Genomic DNA, 16,100 nt, shown 5'->3' with positions numbered 1-16,100 from the left:
ATTAGTCTGGTACCAAATCGTGCCAGAATTTGAAAGGAGCATCGTGAGCACCTCCCCTCAAGTCCGTCCGCTTGCCGGCACGGCGGCCATCGACACCGGCACGTCCGCACTCAGTGACCTGCGTGAACTCGCGCGCGTTGCGCCGGTCCTGGCGCAGCGGCAAGGCTGGGACTACATCAAGGAATTAGGTAACGGCGGACGACAAGACCAACTCGCGGCACTGTTCGGTCGCGGCGATGCGCCGGAAGAGATCAACGGCGCGTTGGAAGGCCTGATCGTCGGCAAGCTGTTCGGCATTCCCGAGGCACACCTGGCCAACCCGCTGCTCAAGATCGAACCGACCTGGCGCGGCAAATCCTTCGATCACACCGCAGGGACCGGATTCAACCGGCTCGCACCGATCGCCCGGGTAGCGATGCCGATCATCGCACCGGGATACCGTGGCCTGCGCCGTGTCGGTAAGGAGGTCAATGGGTTTCACTTCAACCATCGCCTCGACACCGCCGCGGTCGCTCCGTTCATCACGGTGCGCGCGCTGGACTATTCCGTCGAGGAGTACCGCAACCCGAGCGTGCGCACGTTCCCCATCAAACGCACTCGGGACGAGATCGTCGAACTGACACCTGGTCTCTATCTGGGGCGGGCACTGCTCACCATGCCCGACGGCGAAGTACGGCTCATCGCCTACTTCGCGCTACGGGAGTTCAGCGACGAAACCGCAGACGCGTCATGATCGACCTGGCAGGTGCAATCGCGTGCGTCACCGGCGGTGCGCGCGGCATCGGTCGGGCCACCGCCGAGGAACTGACCCGCCGAGGCGCCCGGGTGTGGATCGGCGATCTGGACGCTGACGAAGCGCGGCGTGCCGCTGAGCAGATCGGCGCTCGCGCAGTCCATCTGGACGTCACCGATCCCGACAGCGTCGCCGCGTACCACGCGGCGGCCGCAGCCGACGGCCCCGTCGCCATGCTGATCAACAATGCCGGCATCCAGTACATGGGGCCGTTCGCCGAGCAGAAGCTGTCGCTGTACCACCGTGAGGTCTCCGTGAACCTGGGTGGCGTGATCAATGGGATGCACGAGTTCTTGCCCGGCATGCTGGAGCGAGATCACGGCCACATCGTCAACGTCGCATCGATGGCGGCGAAAGTGACCACTCCCGGGATGTCGGTGTACTGCGCCACCAAGTATGCCGTCGCCGCACTGTCCCGCGCCGTCCGAGCCGAGATCGCAGGCACACGTGTCACCGTGACGACAGTGTTTCCGACCGCAGTGCATACCGAGCTGACGGCGGGCGTTTCCCTGGATCTGCTACCGACCCGACAACCCGCCGATATCGCCATAGCGATCGCCGACAGTGCCCGCCGTCCACGCAATGAAGTCACCGTGCCGCGCTGGCTGGCACCGTTCGGTGCCATCGAAGAAGCGACGCCAGAATTACTGCTGCGGCGCGTCAAACACCTTGCGACGCTGAGGCGACCACCCGGGCACTACGACCCCGTCAGGCGGCGTGCCTACCTGGACCGGATCGGCCGATGACCGTCCTCGGCACAGCGGCCGCCAAACATCGTCTGCAGAGCGCGGCCGCCTCAGTGACCTCGCGCTACCCCAGCCGTGAGCACGCCTTGGCCCATCCGCCGAAGGGTTCCGGGCTCAAACCGGTGATGGGCAATTATGGGTTCCCACTGATCGGCCACATCATGAGTTCATTGGTCGACCCGCTGGATTTCGCCCGCGAGCGCTATGACCGCTACGGACCCGTGTCCTGGGCCGGCGGTGTCGGATTCCGCATCGTGCAACTCATGGGACCGCAAGCGCTGGAAGCGGTCTGGGTCAACAAAGATAAGGCGTTCTCCAGCGCTCGCGGCTGGGCGCCGGTCATCGGCCCGTTCTTCCACCGCGGAATCATGCTCCTGGACTCCGATGAACACCGCGATCACCGGCGCATCATGCAGCACGCATTCACCCGCGACGCGCTCGACGGTTACCTGGCATTGATGCACCCGGGAATCTCCCGAACTGTTACGAGTTGGACTGCAGTTCAACGCTTTCCCTTCTACACCGTCGTCAAGCAGTTGTTACTGGATCAGGCGGCCGAAGTGTTCGTCGGCACCCATCTGAGCGGCGAAGCTGACCAGCTCGCCGCCGACTTCCACGACACGGTCTGCGGAGGGCAGGCTTTCATCCGCGCCGACGTCCCCGGCGGTACATGGGCGCGTGGGCTACGGGCGCGGGAGCGTCTGGAGCGCTACTTTGCCTGCCAGCTTCCGGCTCGCCGAGCAGGCACCGGCACCGACCTGTTCTCGATGCTGTGCCGCAGCCGCAGCGAGGACGGCGACCGCTTCGTCGACGCCGACGTCGTCAATCACATGATCTTTCTATTGATGGCAGCTCACGACACCAGCGCCATCGCCATCTCGATGTTGGTCTATGAACTGGGCCGAAATATCGCGTGGCAAAACGCATTACGCGAGGAAGCGTTTGGCCGCCCGACCGATGAACCGACCCTGGAAGACCTGAACCGCTACCCCCTCCTCGATGCTGCATTCAAAGAGATCCTGCGTATGTACGCCCCGGCAGGCACGCTGTTCCGGCAGACCATCGAAGACACCGAGGTGGCCGGACACTACATCCCACGCAAGAGCCAGATCGCCATCAACGTCTACGCCTCGATGCGGCTGGCCGATTGGTGGCCCCACCCCGACCGCTTCGATCCCAGCCGATTCCTCGACGGCACCGACGCAGGCCCGATACACCGATACGCCTTCGCACCGTTCGGCGGCGGCGTCCACAAGTGCATCGGCCAGCAGTTCGCCGAGATGAACGTCAAAGCGATCATGCATGAACTGTTGCGACGCCATGTTTGGCGCCTGCCATCCGGGTACCACCCGAAAATGGCATGGGGCACTGGCCCCACACCGGCCGACGGCCTGCCAATATTCATCCGCCCGCTCGAGGCCTGAAATCCGCTGTTATCTGACCGCAAGGGTGCGCCTGTCAATCTCCATCGCATTTCGACTGATGATGAATTTCCCGGCCATCGGGACCCCTTAAGGGCGGTAGACACCTGCGGCATAGTGTCTAGCGAAAGCGACAGTCCCAACGAGGAGGCCCTCCATGACCACCGACCGACCACTGCGCGTCATCCAGTGGACCACCGGCAACATCGGCAAGCGGTCTCTGCACGCGATCATCGCTCGTGACGACATGGAACTGGTGGGCGTCTACGCGTACGGCGCCGAGAAGGTCGGTGTGGACGCCGCCGAACTCGCCGGCTGGCCCGAACCGACCGGCATCAAGGCGACCAACGACATCGAAGAGCTGGTGGCCCTCAAGCCCGACGCCTGCTGCTACAACCCGATCTGGCCCAGCGTCGACGAGTTGGTCCGGCTGCTCGAATCCGGCATCAACGTCTGTTCCACCGCGGCCTGGATCACCGGTGGCAAGCAGTCGCCGGAGGACCTGGCGCGCATCCAGAAGGCCTGCGAGGCAGGCAATTCCACGATCTTCGGCAGCGGCGCACACCCCGGCCTGACGAACATGATGGGCATGGTGCTCTCCAGCGCCTGCGAGAGCGTCGACGAAATCCGTATCACCGAGTCGGTCGACTGCGGCGTCTACGAATCGGCCGGCACCATGGCCGCGATGGGCTTCGGCAAGGACCCCGAGACACCGGGCCTGGCCGAGAGCGTGCGTCTGGAGAGTGAGGTGTTCGCCGAGTCAGCCGCGATGATGGCCGACGCCATCGGCGCCAAACTGGACCGGATCACCTTCGACGTCACCTTCACCCCCGCGACCGAGGACTCCGACCTCGGGTTCATGCAGATCCAGAAGGGCACCGTCGCCAGCGTCTACGGCTACCACCGCGGCTGGGTCGGCGACAAGAACGTGGTCAGCGTCGGCTTCAACTGGATCATGGGCGAGCACGTCACCCCACCGAAGCCCGTCGCACACGGCCACGTCATCCAGGTGTTCGGCGTGCCCAACATGCGCACCGTCGTGTACTGCCTCCCGTCGAAGGACTGGAGCGAGGTCAGCCTGAACGGTCTCGGCATGATCTACACCGCGCTGCCCGTGACCAACGCAGTACCCGCGGTGGTGGCCGCCGCGCCGGGCATCCTGACGCTCAAGGATGTGCCGCCGGTCACCGGCCGATTCGCCGGCTAGCCCAAAAGCGTTCACAGCCGATACATTTCGCGCGCCATCAGCGCGTCCTCGAGGTACTCGACATGGGTGTCATACACCGGGCTCGCGGGGTGCTCATCGGCCAGCCGATGCACCGCGTCGGCGACGGCATGCTCGGTGTTGGTGAGCCACCGGGGGGCGGTCGGTGCGTGCATTGCCAGGGCGTGGGGCCAGCTGAGGTGCAGTACGTGGCTCATCGTCGTCGCCTTTCAATCGGGTCAGCGGCGAGGGGTGCCGCTCTTGATCTCAGGGTGCGGTGACGACGGCACCTGAGCGCGAGTAGACGGGTACTCGAATCCGGCACCCTGTGGGAGTGCCCTACCTGCGCGGTTGGACCTGTGCACGGAGCGGGCCGCCGACTACCCTGTTCCAATGCGGTTGAAATGGCCGCTGACCGGCCGCGACGAAGAAGTCCGGACCATTACCGACGCCGTGTCGGACCCGACACTGGCGGGCATCGTGGTGTGTGGTGCGGCGGGTGTCGGGAAGAGCCGATTGGCCCGAGATGCGTTGCAGGCCATAACTCGGGATCGAACCCGGATTCGGTGGGCAGTGGCGACAGCATCGGCGCGCGCGCTTCCCTTGGGCGCGTTTGCATCCTGGGCACCGGCTGCTGCAGATTCTCTCCAACTTGTGCGCGGGGTGGTCGATTCGCTGACCGCCGCCCCTGAGGGTGGACAGGTAGTGGTAGGTGTCGACGATGCCCATCTGCTCGACGATCTGTCGGTGTTCGTCGTGCACCAGATCATCCAGCGGCGGGCCGCCAAAGTCGTCCTGACAATTCGCGATTGTGTACCGGTACCGCAGGGACTCGATGAAGTGCGTTCGAGTGACGCGCTGGGGCGCCTCGACCTGCAGCCCTTGTCTCGCGACGAGACCTCGATGCTGCTCGCTGCGACGCTGCACGGACCGGTGGACTCGGACACCGCGCGGCGGCTGTGGGCGCTCACCCGCGGCAATGCTCTGTACCTGCGCAATATTGTCGACCGGGAGGTGGACGACGGACGCCTCGCGCTGTCTCGCGGCATGTGGACCTGGACGGGCGACATTGCCATCCCGTCGAGCCTTGTGGAGTTGATCGAGTCCAGGCTGCGCGGCCTTCCGGCGGCCGCCGGCGAGGTCGTGGACCTCTTGGCCGTGGGCGAGCCGCTCGATCTGGCCTCATTGCGCCGGATCGCTGATCCGACAGGAATCGAAGAAGCCGAAGTGCGGGGCCTGATCACGCTGAAATCCAGCGAAGTTCGCCTGGCCCATCCGTTGTACGGAGAAGTGCGTCGTGCCCGCGCGGCGCAGACCCGACTTCGCCGGCTGCGGGGTGTTGTCGCAACCGAACTAGCCGCCGCCGGTCCACAAGACGACATCCGAATCCTGGTACGTCGTGCCACATTGAGCATCGACTCAGACCTCGCGCCCGACCCTCAGCTGTTGGCCGGCGCAGCGGTCGGCGCCATGTGGCTGGCCGACCTGGCCCTCGCAGATCGGTTGGGCGACGCCGCAATTCGTGCGGGAGCGGGCGCCGAGGCACATTTTGTCCGCGCCAATCTGCTGTCATGGTTGAGCAGAGGCACCGAAGCCGAGGCTGTTATCGCCGCCACCCCCACCGGCGGATTCACCGCGGCCGACCACTGCCGGCTCGCGTATGTGCGGGCGACGATCAAGTTGTGGACTCTCGCTGACCCCGCGGGCGCGAAGCAGATTCTCGACGACGCGACGCAGTATGCGGTGACACCAGAAGCCCGCGGCTGGATCGACTCGCTCCGTACCACCTACTGGGCTGTGATGGCCAACCCTGCCGCAGCGCTTGCCTCATCCGAAGGCATGGTCCTCGACCAGCTACCCGGAATCGCCGCACCGACAGGTGGCTGGGCAATCACCATGTCCGCGGGCGACTGCGGCCGCACCGCGACCGCCATCGCCGCAGCCGACGCGACGGATGTGTTGTTGGCGCAGACGACGGAGCATGCCTTCACCCGGTTCGCCGTGGCCGATGCCCGCGTCAGTGCGCTGGTCCAAGCGGGCCATATCGTCGAAGCGTGCGAAGCGTCGCGGCGAACGCGATCGCAGGCCAACGACATGCCCGGCCCCGCGCGAATGAGAGCTGCAGCCGTGGCCGGTCGCGCAGCGCTGGCCGCCGGGCAGGTCGCCGACGCATGTCGACTGCTGGCTCCGATCGTGGATGCGTTGGCGACGGACGAGACCAACGGATGGGGACACCGGTATCGCGTGTCGTGGACAACTGCGCTGGCGCTGCGAGGCGCCGTGGACGACGCCACCTCAGCGGCGGTCGTACTCGAGCGGCAGCGACATCCCAGCTGGCGGATGGTGGATTACGAGTACGGGTTGGCACGTGCGTGGGTGGCAGCCTGCCAAGGCTCGGTCCGTTCCGCTGTCATGCTGGCGCTGGCTGCCGCCGAAACCGCAAGAGAAAACGGGCAATTCGCTGCCGAAGTAATGTGTCTGCAAGCCGCTGCCCAGTTCGGCGACAGCACCGGCACAGACCGACTCAAAGAGCTCACCCACATCGTCGAAGGCCCACGCGCCGCCCTGGCCGCCCGGTTCGCATCCGCACTACGCACCGCAGACGCCGACGAACTCGCCACAGTCTCAGCATCTTTCGAAGACATCGGCGAACTCGTCGCAGCCATCGACGCCGCCGCCCACGCCGCCCTCACCTACCGCCGACACAACCAACGCGGCTCCGCACTCACCTGCGCAACACACGCACAAGTACTCGCCCAACACTGCGGCGCCACCACACCTGCACTACAGCAAGCCGCACAACCACTCCCCCTCACCGACCGCGAACGCGAAATCGTCACCCTCCTCGGCCAAGGCCTCCCCAGCCGCGCCATCGCCGACAGACTCACCCTGTCCACCCGCACCGTCGAAGGCCACATCTACCGCGCCATGGCCAAAACCGGCACCACCAACCGCGACCAACTCGCCGCGCTCTTGCAGGGGTGATACTGCCCCTGCCCAAGCTGCGGTGTTGCCGCCTACGCTGTCCAAGTGCGCCTGAAATGGCCGCTGACCGGCCGCAAGGAAGAACTTGCGGCCATCGACGCCGCGATGTCCGACCCCGACTCGTCCGGCGTGATACTGCACGGCGCCGCCGGCGTGGGCAAGAGCCGCATCGCGCGGGAGGCCTTGGCACACGCCGCAGACTCCGGTTGCACGACGCACTGGGCGGTCGCCACTGCGTCGGCGCGGGCGCTGCCCCTCGGTGCGTTCGCCGCGTGGGTGACCGCGGACATGGATGGCCCCCAACTCGTTCGGCTCATGGTCGATGCCCTGACCACCACACCGGACGGCGCGGCCGTCATCGTGGGCGTCGACGACGTCCACCTGCTCGACGATCTGTCGGCTTTCGTCCTGCATCAGATCGTGCGTCGGCGGACCGCGAAAGTCGTGCTGACCCTACGGGACGGTGAGGTGATTCCCCCTGGAGTTCAAGAGATTTGGGCTGCCGGCCACTTCCATCGGATCGACCTGCAACCGTTGTCTTCCGACGAGACCGTCGGCCTCCTGAGCCTTACCCTCGACGGGGTCATCGACCCGGCCGCCGGGCACCGGCTGTGGAACCTGACGCGCGGCAACGCCCTCTACCTGCACCATATGGTGGAGCAGGAAGTGTCCGCGGGCCGTCTGGCCCCCGAGCACGGCCGCTGGCGCTGGGCCGAAGGGATCACCGTGGCGCCGGCATTGGTGGAGCTGATCGAGTCCCGGATGGGTGCTCTGCCTGCCGCGGTCGGCGACGTGATCGACATCCTGGCGGTCGGTGAACCGATTGATGTCCGGTTGCTCGCCGAGATCGCCGATCCGGCGGCGATCGAGGATGCCGAAGCGCGCAGCCTCATCACCCTCGACGCCGGCGACGGCGCGGCGAAGGTGCGCCTGGCGCATCCGCTCTACGGCGAAGTGCGCCGCGAACGCGCGCCCGCGATTCGGCTGCGGCGGCTCCGCGGCCTTGTTGCCAATGCGTTGGCGGCCGGCCCGGACCGGGACGACACCCTCCTCGTGCGTCGTGCCACTTTGGTGCTCGACTCCGATCTCGCACCCGAGCCCGATCTGTTCCTGTCAGCCGCCCGATCGGCTGTCCACCTGTTGGATACCCCTCTGGCAGAACGGCTTTCACGCGCAGCGGTCGAGGCCGGCGGGGGCATACCGGCCCAACTCCAGCATGGGTACTGTACGGTCTGGCTGGGTCACGCGGCGGCGGCTGAACGTGCGCTGACCGAGCTTTCCGAACGAGCGCTGACGGATCTCGAACGAGCTCAGGTCGCTACTCTGCGCGGCCACAACACTTTCTGGACCCTTCGTCAGCCGACCTCGGGCGAGGCCATCCTCGACGAGGCGGACGCCGCCGTCACCGATCCATTGGCCAAGCGGATCCTGGCAGCGGAGCGTTCCGTCTTCCACGCAGATCTCGGACGGCCGGACGCGGCAATGCAGACTGCCGCGGCGGCGCTCGGCGGACCACTGCCTGACGAGGACGCGGCCCTTGCCTACTGGGCCAGCGTCGGCGCGCTGGCGATGCTGGGCCGGGTCCGCGAACTGAACACGGCGGCCGCGCGGGGCCATACCGCCGCGACGGTCGCGCCGAACGGTTCCGTGCTGCGCAACGGCCTCAGCTACCGGCACATGATCGGACTCAAACTCGCCGGCCTCTTGCGCGACGCCGAGGAAGTCGCCCGGCAGGCCTGGCACAACATGCAGGACACCTGGCTGCCGCAGAGCGGTGATGTCCATCTGGGGCAGGCCCAACTCGCCGGCGGGCAGGTCACCGTGGCGTTGAACCGACTACGGCAGGCACTGACCGAGCTGGCCCCGATGGGCGAGGTGGGAGGTTGGCCGTTCCGGTGCCGACTGGGCGTCACGCAAGGTCTGGCCTACGCGGGCGACGCCGCAGCCGCCAGACGGGCCATGGCCGACCTCGAAGCCAACGTGCATCCCGGACTGCGCTTCCTCGGCGCCGAACTGACACTCGCGCGGGCGTGGGTGGCCGCCGCCGAGGGATCGCTGACCGAAGCGGTGCAGTTGACCCACACCGCGGCGGCCGACGCGCGAGAAGCAGGACAGCCGGCGTACGAAGTGCTGGCGTGGCAGACCGCAGCCCAGTTCGGCGACAGCACCGGCACAGAGCGACTCAAAGAGCTCACCCACATCGTCGAAGGCCCACGCGCCGCCCTGGCCGCCCGGTTCGCATCCGCACTACGCACCGCAGACGCCGACGAACTCGCCACAGTCTCAGCATCTTTCGAAGACATCGGCGAACTCGTCGCAGCCATCGACGCCGCCGCCCACGCCGCCCTCACCTACCGCCGACACAACCAACGCGGCTCCGCACTCACCTGCGCAACACACGCACAAGTACTCGCCGAACACTGCGGCGCCACCACACCTGCACTACAGCAAGCCGCACAACCACTCCCCCTCACCGACCGCGAACGCGAAATCGTCACCCTCCTCGGCCAAGGCCTCCCCAGCCGCGCCATCGCCGACAGACTCACCCTGTCCACCCGCACCGTCGAAGGCCACATCTACCGCGCCATGGCCAAAACCGGCACCACCAACCGCGACCAACTCGCCGCGCTGCTCCGACGTTAAGGACGGGCGCAATTCGAGTACCCGCCTACTCACTCCCGTCGGCCGGGTACCGCGCAGGCTCATTCACATGGCCACGTCAACTTCCGCGAGCAGGCGCTACGTCGGCTGCCGTTGGCGTACTCACTGGCTCTGAGGTTGCGCGACGCACGCGTGGCGGCAGACCTCATCTGCGAGTACGTCGGCGTCGAACCGTCGGCACTGGCCGGCATCTACCGCATCGGCGAAGCGAAACTCGCCGCCGCACAACACGAGGAGTCCGCATGACCGCCACCCTGTCCGGTCCCGTCAGCGTGTTCGACGCCGATCTGCCTACCATCGATTACACCGACGCCACCAGCTGGGACGAGGTGCACGAAATCCTCGCCGCGGCGCGGCGGCGGTCACCGATCGCGATGGGTCCGCACGGGCCCGAGCTGCTCACCTACGACCTGGTGCACACCGCATTGCGCGATCCGCGGTTCGCCGAGCCCAAGGCGATGGGACTCGAGCCGCAGGGCATCACCTCCGGCGAGCTGTGGGAGCGCGTCACCCACAGTTTGTTGGCCATGGACGGCGACGAACACCACCGGCTCCGGCGGCTGGTGTCCAAGGCCTTCACGCCGCGGGCGGTCGCCCGCCTGCAGCCCACGATCGCCTCGGTGATCAACGAACTGCTGGACGCGGTCGCACCTGCCGGTCGCTGCGACGTCGTCGCCGACATCGCCCGGCAATACCCGATCCCGGTCATCTGCACGCTGCTGGGCGCGCCGAGGGCGGACTGGGAGTTGTTCTCCGACTGGGCCGATGACTTCATGAAGCTCGTGGCGTGGAACATCGTCGAGGATGAGCCGGTGGTTCTCGCCGCCTGGCGGCACCTCGACGACTATGTCGACGCGATGATCGATACCCGGCGCAACAATCTGACCGACGATCTGATCTCCGACCTGATCCGCGCCGAAGACGACGGTGACCACCTGACTCACGACGAGCTGCTGATGCTGGCGGCCGGGATGCTCGTCGCCGGCACCGACACCACCCGGAACCAGCTGGCCGCAACACTGCACGTGTTCTGCGAACATCCCCACCAGTGGTCGACGTTGGCCGAACGTCCGGACCTGGCCCACAAAGCCGTCGAGGAGGCACTGCGGCACTCGCCGATCGGCGTCGGCCTGCCTCGCGAAGCCAAGGTCGACGTCGAACTCGACGGCCTGATCATTCCGGCCGGCACCCAGGTCATCGCCAATTCCGCTGCCGGGAACCGGGATCCAGGCGTCTTCGACGATCCGGACCGCTTCGACATCGATCGGGACAACCCGGCCACCGCGCTGTCCTTCGGCAGCGGGCTGCATTACTGCCTCGGTTCCCACCTCGCGCGCCTCGAACTCACCGAGGCGTTGACGATCATGACGAAGCGCATGCCGGGTCTGCACCTGGACGGACCGGCCGTCTGGAAGAGCTTCCTCGGAGTGACCGGACCGGCCACCTTGCCGGTGGCGTTCGAACCGGGTCACTGACCCGGGTGACGCGACTCCTGCGTGTTGACGATCACGCCGACGGCACCGGAGCCGACGTGCACCGCCAGCACCGGTCCCATGTCCGTCACCACGAGCGATTCGACCTGGGGCAGACGGGAAGTCAGCGCGGCACCGATCGAAGCGGCATCGTCGTGATTGTCGACGTGGTGCACCGCGATCGATGCGGGCCGGTCGCCGACCAGCGCGACCACGCGCTCGATCATCGCGGCATGCGCCTTGGCGATGGTCCGGATCCGCTGATCCAGCACCAGCCGGCCATCGATATCCAACTGCAGCAACGGTTTCAGCGACAACGCGGTGCCCAACCAGGATGCCGCGGTGCCGATGCGGCCACTGCGGCGCAGGTTGTCCAACCGATGCACGACGATGAATCCGTGCTGCTTGCCGGACTCCGAACGCGCCTGCGTCTCAACGGTATCCAGATCGGCACCGGTGGCCGCGGCCCGGGCCGCGGCCAGGGCAACGAATCCGACGCCCATGGCCGCCGATCGTGAATTGACCACGCGCACCGCGGAACCGAGCTCGCGGCCGACGGCCGCGGCGGAGCTGAAGGTGCTCGACAGGCCCGCCGACAGATGCACGGCCACCACCCCGTCGCCGCCGCTGTCGGCCAGCGCCTGCTTGTAGACGTCGGTCAGATCCGCGGGCGCCGCGCCGGAGGTCGACACGTGCGAGCGGTCCTGGATATCCTGCGGGATCGGGTCGATCCCGTCCTCGTAATCGATGCCGTCCTGCAGCACGTGCAGCGGGACCACACGAATGTCCCAGCGTTTCAACTCTTCTGGGTCAAGCCGCGCCGACGAGTCGGTGACCACCACCACTGTCATGGCTGGTCGTCAGTCCGCTGCGACACCACACCGGCCTCGGCCAGCCCCTTGAGCATGAGTTCGGCGACGGCACGGTGCGCCTCGAAGTTCCAGTGGATACCGTCCGGATTCGCCCGGCCCGACATCACCTCGTCGCCGACGGCCGCCTTGAGATCGACGATCGGAATCTGCTTGGCGTCAGCCCAATCGGTGATCGCAGAGACGGTGGCGTCGCGCCAGCGGTGCGAGCTGCCATAGGTCTCCGCGATGTGCACCGACGGAACGGTCGCGACGAACGGAATGCCGGGACGGTTGAAATCGATTGCCCCGCGGGTCTCTTCGAGATATTCGACGGTCAGGTGCGCGGGCAGTGCCGGGCGGGCGATCGGTGACAGTCGCGGCTGCACCCAGCCGTAGCCGTCCCGCACGATGCGGCGCAGCCACGGCGGACGCACGTAACGGATGAGTTCCCGCAGCGCCGTCGGGAGCGGCGACGGCAGTGAGTCCATGCCGCAGGTCGCGAAGATCACCGCACCGGCCTTCGGCAGGGCCGCCCACGAACGCGGATCCTGGGTCGCGGCCCACCACACGTCACGGCACGTCCAGCCGATCCGGCCGATCAGTTCGAGGTCCCAACCAAGTTGGGACGCAACGATGTTCGGCCAGATACGCGGATCGTCGGATGGCAGCCCGCCGGTCGGTCCGTAGTAGGACAGCGAGTCGCAGAAGACGAGGAGGACCGGCTTATTCGGAGCAGCCGGTGTTTCAGAGGACATCGTTCGCCACCTGAGCCGACGCGTTCCACACATCCAGACGCCACTTCACGGGGTCGTCAGCCGCCAGTCCGGCACTGTGCCCGGACAACTGCACCCAGCTGGCGTTGCCCATGCCGCCGAGCACTGGCCAGTTGTCCACCGGCAGCTCCAGCAGGGCGGCGGTGAGCGCGGCGATCAACCCGCCGTGCGCGACGAGCACCACGGGGCGGTCGACCTCGTCGACACCCCATTCGGGCAGGTTACGGAGTTGGTCTTCCACCACGGGAAGGCTGCGGTTCGCCACGTCGACCCGGCTCTCGCCGTTGTGCGGGGCCCAGCGGGCATCGTCGCGCCAGGCCAGCCGTGCGCCGGGCGCGAGCGCGTCGACGTCGTGGTGGGTCAGGCCCTGCCAGTCCCCCAGGTGCGTCTCGCGCAGCCGCTCGTCGATGGACACCGGCATGCCGGCCTGGTCTCCCAGCGTCGTCGCGGTGTCGAGAGCCCGACGCAGATCGGAGGACACGATCACCAGTGGCTGACGCTTGGCCAGCACCTCGGCTGCCGCCACCGCCTGGGCCCGGCCCAGATCGCTGAGGTCGGTGTCGAGCTGGCCCTGCATCCGGCTGGTGGCGTTGTACTCCGTCTGGCCGTGCCGCAGCAGCAGGAGGCGCCGGTTCCTCACTCGCCGTCCTCGTCGGACACGTCGTCACCGTCCGGGTTCACCGGGAGCTCGCCATCGAGATCGACCTCGATGGCCGGGCAGTCGCGCCACAGGCGGTCCAGCGCGTAGTACTCGCGCTCCTCCTGGTGCTGGATGTGCACCACGATGTCGACGTAGTCGAGCAGTACCCAGCGGCCCTCGCGGGCGCCTTCGCGACGGGCCGGCTTGTGACCTGCCCACCGCATCTTCTCCTCGACCTCGTCGACGATGGCGTTGACCTGGCGGTCGTTGGACGCCGAGGCGATGACGAAGTAGTCGGTGATGACCAACTGATCCGAGACGTCGATGACGCTGATGTTCTCGCCGAGCTTGGCGGACGCCGCGCGGGCGGCGACCGTCGCCATGTCGAGAGCTTCGGGGGTGGCGGTCATGAACTCTCCTGCTTGTTCGTGGCATGGTCGCGAGCCTGGTAGAGCCCACGCTTGGATACGTATTGGACGACGCCGTCCGGCACCAGGTACCAGATGGGCCGATTGGCCTGGGCGCGCCGACGGCAGTCGCTCGATGAGATGGCCAGGGCGGGCACCTCGACGAGGGTCAGCGCGTCGGGCGGCAGTTCTTTCTGGGCTTCCTCGATGTGCTTGCCGTCCAGCTCGTAGCCGGGCCGGCTGACCCCGATGAACCTGGCCGTGGAGAACAGCTCTTCCCAGTCCTGCCAGGACAGGATCGAGGCCAGCGCATCGGCGCCGGTGATGAAGAACAGGTCGGTGTCGGGGTTCTGCCTGGCCAGGTCGCGCAGGGTGTCCTTGGTGTACGTCGGGCCGCCGCGGTCGATGTCGACACGGCTGACCGAGAAGCGCGGGTTGGCGGCCGTCGCGATGACCGTCATCAGGTACCGGTCCTCGGCTGCGGTGACGTGCCGGTCGCGCTTCTGCCAGGGCTGCCCCGTCGGCACGAAGATCACTTCGTCGAGCTCGAACAGGTCGGCCACTTCACTGGCCGCGACGAGGTGTCCATGGTGGATGGGATCGAACGTCCCACCCATCACCCCCAGCCTGCGTCGAGTCACGATTGGCCAGCTTACGGCAGTGTTCGGAGCCAACTCGGGGGCAGGACCTCGCTGCCTAGACCGGCAGCAGGTTGTCGATCACCGAGGCGAGCTGCTTGGCGGACCGGCATTCGTGCATGGTGATGACGTCCTGGTACTTGGCCGTCGCCGAGTCACCGCTACCCCACAGGTGCTTGGGCTCGGGGTTGAGCCAGTGCGCGTGACGACTGGCGCCCACCATGTGCGCCAGCAGGTCGGCCTGCGGGTTGCGATAGTTGTTGCGGCCGTCGCCGAGCACCAGCAGGGCCGTGCGCGGTGACAGCGCATTGGGCCATTTGTCCAGGAACGAGACGAAGGCGTGGCCGTAGTCGGAGTGCCCGTCCCTGGTGTAGACGGCCGCCTCGCGGGTGATCTTCTGCACCGCGACAGCCAGGTCGGCGTCCGGCCCGAAGAGCTCGGTGACCTCGTCGGTGGTGTCGATGAAGGCGAAGACGCGCACCCGCGAGAACTGCTGACGCAGCGCGTGCACCAGCATCAGGGTGAAGTGACTGAAGCCCGCGACAGAGCCCGACACGTCGCACAGCACCACCAGCTCAGGACGGGCCGGGTGCGGTTTCTTGAGGACGACGTCGATGGGCACGCCGCCGGTCGACATCGACTTGCGCAGCGTCTTGCGCAGGTCGATCTGGCCGGCATGGGAGCGACGGCGCCGCGCCGCCAGCCGGGTGGCCAGCGTACGGGCCAGGGGCGCAACAACATTGCGCATCTGTCGGAGTTGATCGCCCGACGCCCTGAGGAATTCGACGTTCTCCGCGAGCTGCGGGATGCCGTAGGTCTGCACGTGGTCACGGCCGATCTGCTCGGCGGTGCGCCGCTTCGTTTCCGACTCGACCATGTGCCGCAGCTGCGAAATGCGCTTGGCGGCGATCGCTTTGGCGATCTGCTCCTGGGTGGGCGTCGGCTCGTCGCCGTACGGCGCCAGCAGCCCGGCCAGCAGCTTGCCCTCCAGCTGGTCCAGCCCCATTGCCTTGAGCGCCTGGTACGACGAGTACGACGGGCCGCGGCTGGAGTTGTACTTGCCGTAGGCGTCGACGATCTGGGCGATCATCGCCATGAGCCGATCGTCGAGGTTGGCCATGTCGGCATCCGACAGCAGGTCGATGAGTGCCGAGCGCATGCCCTCGACGTCCTCGGGCGGTATCCGGTCGGGCCGGTTCTCCGGATCCTCGTCGTCGTCGAGCGCCAAGACGGCCCGATCCCCCATGGCAGCGGGGAACCAGAGGTCGAACAACGCGTTGTAGGTCTCGCGATGGTCGGGCCGGCGGAGCACCGCGCAGGCCAGGCCCTCGCGCAGCACCATGCGGTCACCCAGACCCAGGGTGGCCATCACCCGTCCGGCGTCGACCGTCTCCGACGGCCCGACGTTGATGCCCACCTTGCGCAGGGCCTCGACGAACCCCACCAGGTGGCCCGGAATACCTTGCGGGGCAAGCGGTTGCGCGGGGGTTCGACCGGTCATGGCGAGTC

The 16,100-nt window shown here is 67.1% G+C and carries 14 protein-coding genes; 7 read left to right on the top strand and 7 right to left on the bottom strand.

The features are described 5' to 3' along the window. The first annotated feature begins 43 nt into the window (after nt 1-43). From ACWW1C_RS07950 to ACWW1C_RS07935, 4 genes are all read left to right on the top strand, one after another. The gene (locus ACWW1C_RS07950; protein ID WP_455982922.1) at nt 44-733 is read left to right on the top strand and encodes a hypothetical protein; all 690 of its coding nucleotides are present in this window, start codon (nt 44-46) and stop codon (nt 731-733) included. Next, nucleotides 730-1,539 carry an SDR family NAD(P)-dependent oxidoreductase gene (locus ACWW1C_RS07945; protein WP_455982921.1) on the top strand — a complete coding sequence of 270 codons (810 nt, stop codon included), beginning with the start codon at nt 730-732 and terminating at the stop codon, nt 1,537-1,539. Before ACWW1C_RS07950 ends, ACWW1C_RS07945 begins: the two co-directional genes overlap by 4 nt. Further along, nucleotides 1,536-2,963, top strand: coding sequence for a cytochrome P450 (locus tag ACWW1C_RS07940; RefSeq protein ID WP_455982920.1), 1,428 nt, complete (start codon nt 1,536-1,538; stop codon nt 2,961-2,963). The genes ACWW1C_RS07945 and ACWW1C_RS07940 overlap by 4 nt, the downstream gene beginning before the upstream one ends. A gap of 154 nt (nt 2,964-3,117) precedes the next feature. Then, complete coding sequence (locus ACWW1C_RS07935; RefSeq protein ID WP_455982919.1) at nt 3,118-4,167, top strand: NAD(P)H-dependent amine dehydrogenase family protein; 1,050 nt, start codon at nt 3,118-3,120, stop codon at nt 4,165-4,167. Between the two features lie 11 nt (nt 4,168-4,178). Here ACWW1C_RS07935 and ACWW1C_RS07930 read toward each other — a convergent pair whose 3' ends face one another. After that, on the bottom strand, nt 4,179-4,382 hold the full coding sequence (locus ACWW1C_RS07930; RefSeq protein WP_455982918.1) for a hypothetical protein: 204 nt from the start codon (nt 4,380-4,382) through the stop codon (nt 4,179-4,181). Nucleotides 4,383-4,557: 175 nt separating this feature from the next. On the opposite strand from ACWW1C_RS07930, the gene ACWW1C_RS07925 reads away from it, so the two are divergent. From ACWW1C_RS07925 to ACWW1C_RS07915, 3 genes are all read left to right on the top strand, one after another. Beyond that, nucleotides 4,558-7,149, top strand: coding sequence for a LuxR C-terminal-related transcriptional regulator (locus ACWW1C_RS07925; protein ID WP_455982917.1), 2,592 nt, complete (start codon nt 4,558-4,560; stop codon nt 7,147-7,149). A gap of 45 nt (nt 7,150-7,194) precedes the next feature. Beyond that, nucleotides 7,195-9,792, top strand: a complete 2,598-nt coding sequence (locus ACWW1C_RS07920) for a LuxR C-terminal-related transcriptional regulator (protein ID WP_455982916.1) — start codon at nt 7,195-7,197, stop codon at nt 9,790-9,792. Nucleotides 9,793-10,052: 260 nt separating this feature from the next. Next, a complete protein-coding gene (locus tag ACWW1C_RS07915; protein ID WP_455982915.1) occupies nt 10,053-11,285 on the top strand; it encodes a cytochrome P450 in 1,233 nt (410 codons plus the stop codon). Here the strand turns inward: ACWW1C_RS07915 and ACWW1C_RS07910 are convergent. The 6 genes from ACWW1C_RS07910 to ACWW1C_RS07885 form a co-directional block, all read right to left on the bottom strand. Then, the gene (locus ACWW1C_RS07910) at nt 11,279-12,133 is read right to left on the bottom strand and encodes a DegV family protein (RefSeq protein ID WP_455982914.1); all 855 of its coding nucleotides are present in this window, start codon (nt 12,131-12,133) and stop codon (nt 11,279-11,281) included. The two genes, ACWW1C_RS07915 and ACWW1C_RS07910, sit on opposite strands and share 7 nt — an antisense overlap. Next, nucleotides 12,130-12,888, bottom strand: coding sequence for a diglucosylglycerate octanoyltransferase (gene octT, locus ACWW1C_RS07905; RefSeq protein ID WP_455982913.1), 759 nt, complete (start codon nt 12,886-12,888; stop codon nt 12,130-12,132). The genes ACWW1C_RS07910 and octT overlap by 4 nt, the downstream gene beginning before the upstream one ends. After that, nucleotides 12,878-13,546: a glucosyl-3-phosphoglycerate phosphatase gene (gene gpgP, locus ACWW1C_RS07900; protein ID WP_455982912.1), complete on the bottom strand. Its 669-nt coding sequence runs from the start codon at nt 13,544-13,546 to the stop codon at nt 12,878-12,880. Before gpgP ends, octT begins: the two co-directional genes overlap by 11 nt. Beyond that, nucleotides 13,543-13,956 (bottom strand): ribosome silencing factor, encoded by a 414-nt coding sequence (rsfS, locus tag ACWW1C_RS07895; RefSeq protein ID WP_455982911.1) that lies wholly within the window; start codon nt 13,954-13,956, stop codon nt 13,543-13,545. Before rsfS ends, gpgP begins: the two co-directional genes overlap by 4 nt. Further along, the gene (gene nadD / locus ACWW1C_RS07890; protein WP_455984193.1) at nt 13,953-14,570 is read right to left on the bottom strand and encodes a nicotinate-nucleotide adenylyltransferase; all 618 of its coding nucleotides are present in this window, start codon (nt 14,568-14,570) and stop codon (nt 13,953-13,955) included. The genes rsfS and nadD overlap by 4 nt, the downstream gene beginning before the upstream one ends. A 79-nt stretch (nt 14,571-14,649) precedes the next feature. Then, nucleotides 14,650-16,092 (bottom strand): vWA domain-containing protein, encoded by a 1,443-nt coding sequence (locus tag ACWW1C_RS07885; RefSeq protein WP_455982910.1) that lies wholly within the window; start codon nt 16,090-16,092, stop codon nt 14,650-14,652. Nucleotides 16,093-16,100: the final 8 nt, after the last annotated feature.

Source organism: Mycobacterium sp. HM-7, from assembly GCF_053852335.1.
This window is presented reverse-complemented; position numbering and strand designations above follow the sequence as displayed.